4 protein-coding genes are annotated in these 3,631 nt (G+C 29.4%); 1 reads left to right on the forward strand and 3 read right to left on the reverse strand.

All coding sequences use genetic code 11. The annotated features are described in order from the left end of the window. Together V7024_RS12625 and V7024_RS12630 are read right to left on the reverse strand one after the other, a co-directional pair. Positions 1-700, reverse strand: a 700-nt coding sequence (locus V7024_RS12625) for a replication-relaxation family protein (protein ID WP_335520370.1), incomplete at its 3' end; no start/stop codon positions are given. A 5-nt stretch (positions 701-705) separates the two neighbouring features. Beyond that, positions 706-1,887, reverse strand: coding sequence for an FtsK/SpoIIIE domain-containing protein (locus V7024_RS12630; protein WP_098780903.1), 1,182 nt, complete (start codon positions 1,885-1,887; stop codon positions 706-708). 292 nt (positions 1,888-2,179) lie between these two features. Here V7024_RS12630 and V7024_RS12635 point away from each other — a divergent pair, with 292 nt between their 5' ends. After that, positions 2,180-2,662: an endonuclease domain-containing protein gene (locus V7024_RS12635; protein WP_335520376.1), complete on the forward strand. Its 483-nt coding sequence runs from the start codon at positions 2,180-2,182 to the stop codon at positions 2,660-2,662. Between the two features lie 339 nt (positions 2,663-3,001). On the opposite strand, the gene V7024_RS12640 is transcribed toward V7024_RS12635, so the two are convergent. Next, a partial coding sequence (locus V7024_RS12640) for a DUF5348 domain-containing protein (protein ID WP_335520379.1) occupies positions 3,002-3,631 on the reverse strand: 630 nt, incomplete at its 5' end.

Consider the following 3,631-nt stretch of genomic DNA (forward strand, 5'->3'; position numbering starts at 1 on the left):
CAATAAGGGATGTTTTGTTATTAATTTGGATTTTTATTTTATCACTAGATTTTTGACTATGCACAGTAGTTTTGTTTGTATTTTGTTGTGTTGAATTATTATCAAATAGCTCAATTAAAGTTTGTATATTAGGGACTTGAACTATTTTCAATACATCTGTTTTTATATGATATCTGGTATTAGTAACAAAAATTATAACTGGAAATACTTTTTTATTAGATCTTTGCCATTCAAAACCTTTCCATATTCCTGAATAATAAAAAGCTTCATATCGACTGATTTTCTCGTCCATAACTTTTTCATTATAAACTGTTCGTTGAACTTCCACGAAAAAAGCTGACTTTTTCCACACACAAAATAAATCTGGTTCAATAACCCCTTTTTCCGCAAATTTAGGTTCTACAATCAAATTTGTTGGCCTATCATATTTTTTCATTTCAACATAAACGTCAGCAATAGCTAAAAAGTGTAGGATTTTTTGACTATTTTCTTTTATTTTTAAATCCGATGGAATGTATACATAAGGCTTATAATTTCTTAATGCTTTAATATAACCTCGATCCGACAACCTTTTAAGTACCAAATTACAATTACTGATAGGATTTTTCAAATCCATAAAATGTAAAGAAATAATTTGATCTCTTGTTAAAACACGAAACCGATATAAATCATCAATAATGCATTTATCACGTTTGTTCATTCTTATCAATCCTCCAATTGTCCAAATACAGTATCACTTTTTGAAGTTTCAATTGATTCATTATCAATTGTTTTTTCTGACTCTACCCGACAATATGGATTTAATATTTTTTTTGCTCTTTCTTCAGTTAAATAAGGTGATTGTATGGTTTCTAATGAATCAAAATTTAAAATCATACGTCCTTTAGCGTTTTTTGGGATTTTTTCCGCACCCTGACAATCCATAACATTTGCATTTGTGGCATTTTTACATCTAAAACCCATTGTTACATTTAAATTATTTTTTATTTTTCCATCAAGCACCTTTGAATCAGGACGTTGCATAGACAAAAGTAAAAATATACCGTTTGTCCTTCCGATTGAACTAATTTCTTCAATAATACTTAAGATTTCCTTTTCACTTTGGAGTAAAGGGTATTCATCAATACATAGGAGAATATAAGGAAGTTTTTTAGGAAGTTGGGCAATATGCGTACATTCATACTTATTCAAAAGTTCGCCCCTTTTTTGCATTTCTTTTTTTAGCTTCATGAGTATTGGATATAGGGAACTAGCTGTATATGTGGTACTTCTTACATGCTGGATCTTTTGAAAAAGATGAAATTCAGACTTCTTTAAATCACAAAGATAGAGGTGTAATTGATCTGGTGTTTTATGTTGAATAAGAGTTGTTAAAATGGCACGTATTTGTGTACTTTTCCCACTTCCGGTTGTTCCTGCAACCAGCAAGTGAGGATGTTCTGTCATGTCATAAATAACACATTGATTATATTTGTTAATTCCGCATACAATGGGTAATTTTTCTTTTTTAAATGGAAAAGAATCATAATCATATACAACATTCTTTATTTCATTAGGAAAAATACGTATCACAAATTTAACAAGCCCTGTCTCTAATTCAGCGCGATCACTTAAATATTGTTTGAATACATATTCTTTCTTTTTTACTTCGTCTGGATTTAAACCACGAGGAATCGTAAAAACAATTTCCGCATAATCCATTAACCTTACACTTCGAATTTCAGGGTAGATATACATTTTTGTATCAGTAAATTTGTTTTTCTGAACCAAAAATAATTGCGCTGAACGAAACGCCTTATTTGTTCTTTCAGTTAAGATCCTAATTAGCTCCCTTTCTTCTTGCTCTTCTTTAAATGTTTCCCACACTTTTTTCAATTTAGCAATCATAAAAAACCTCTCCTTTAAATAATAAATTTAAATTCGATTTTTTTGATTTACTATGTATAAAAAAATCGAAAGTTGGGCATTGGGGCTTTCTTCGGTCTTCCGACCTCACCGCCCCAACAATATCTTTATAAATTCCTCAATTTATTACGTTTGGACAGGTAAAACATAGGTAATAATACTTAGGTAAGAACCTATGTTACAAACTAAGTAAAATTTAATTCATTAGATGATAATAACCTATGCAATACTTGAGTAATTATTGCTTATACAAATAAGAAAAAGGAGAAAAACGATGGCTCTTTTAGTTGTTCTAATTTGTACAATATGCTTTTATGCTTTAGCTAACCTAACAACTAAAAATACAGCATATGATCCAGCTTCTTCTATCAACAGAAAAAAATGTGCGAATAAATTAGAAAGAAAAGTATATGATAATTTAAGAAACTTAGGAGTATATCCATGTGTTCAAGAAAAATTAGGCAAGTACACTTTAGATTTTTCCTTATATCACCCAAATGGAAAGAAGTTGTGCATCGAAGTGGATGGATATATTTTCCACAATACACCAGAGTCTAAAAAGAAAGATGCTATTAGAGATTCCTTTTTAAGAAAAAAGGGATGGGAAATCATGAGGTTAGGTGAACGCGAACTTCAAAAAGATTTTTACAGAACCATGAGAAAAGTTGAAACAAAACTGTATGATATGGATTTATTGCCACCTGAACATCCAAGTGTACAGCTAAAAATCAAAGAGGAACTAAACACCAATCATTAAAACCTTCAAAACAGTCCATATAAAGGTTTTGTCACCTTTCGAATATATATTCATTAAAGCCCTTGTAAAACGTATTACAAGCGAATTTCAAAGGCCGTTTTTTTACAAATTTCATTTCGCCTTTTTAGTTGCTATTCAGAAAAACATGTAATAGAATGTAAGTATGCGAATTTGTTAAAGGCTTAATTTTAATGACTGTCATTAAAATTAATCCCCATGAAAAGCCCACAATATATATTGTGGGCTTTTTCTATTACATATAAATAACTCTTAATAAACCGAACATCAAAAACCAGAAATTAACAGATACAACTAGAGCATCCTTAATTCCTATATATTTCATTCTCTTATTCTAACCTTCAATCCATCAATAGAAGTACCAGAACCTAATGATGTTGCATAGTAATTTTCATTGTCCTTTTCAATCAAAGTATAGATCCATTCATTTTTCCCACAAACCTCACACAATATTTCACATTTACTCCCATTAATCAGCTCTTTACCACTTGGTAAAACATACTTTCCATTTTCATCTAATGAAATATACCCTTCTTCAATAACAGGATTTAATACATAATCTAATAACATATGTATGTTTTCTAATTGATTAATTACAGAACTACATTCAACAAATAAAGATTTATCGTTTGATTTATAGCTATCATACTTAATATTATCGCAATCATAACCTGTTTTGGTTAATAACCTTTTAATACTTTTATCTAATCTTATTAATCCTTTTGTTATTTCCTGTAAACTTATTTTTTTATTGCTTGTAGTTCTTTTCTTTTCATTTTTATCTGGAATATCAACTTTATCTAGAATAGAATCCAATTGCTGATGTACATTTTCCAACTGATCCACTACAGACAAATATTGAAAATAAAGGAATCTTTCGGTTAAGTCTTCATTGTCATATTGAATGTTATTACAACCATAACCTGTTTTAGATAAAAATCTATTAATATC

This window comes from Bacillus sp. JJ864, from assembly GCF_036963045.1.
Classification (GTDB): Bacteria; Bacillota; Bacilli; order Bacillales; family Bacillaceae_G; genus Bacillus_A; species Bacillus_A pseudomycoides_C.